The 264-nt window shown below is 70.8% G+C and carries 1 protein-coding gene; it reads right to left on the bottom strand.

The features are described from left to right. Positions 1–264, bottom strand: a 264-nt coding sequence (locus tag RYX56_RS23025; RefSeq protein ID WP_317124211.1) for an HAD hydrolase family protein, incomplete at both ends; no start/stop codon positions are given.

A 264-nucleotide genomic window follows, 5' to 3' on the forward strand; every position in this document is an offset into this window, starting at 1 on the left:
TCGGCGATCCACGGATGGGCGTTGGCCGGGGCCACCGCCAGGCCGACCGCACCCAGTGGCGCCAGGTCGGGCAGGTCATCGCCCATGAACGCCACCTGTTCCAGGCCGATGCCGTGCTGCGCGCACAGCGCCTGCACGCTGGCCAGCTTGTCGCCCACGGCGATCTGGGTGTCGATGCCGAGGTCGGCGCCGCGCTTGAGCGCGGACTGGCTGTTGCGCGCGGTGATCAGCACGGGGTGGATACCGTGCTGCTGCAGCAGTTTC

The organism is Alkalihalophilus lindianensis (genome assembly GCF_032843265.1).
Classification (GTDB): Bacteria; Bacillota; Bacilli; order Bacillales; family Bacillaceae_D; genus Alkalihalophilus; species Alkalihalophilus lindianensis.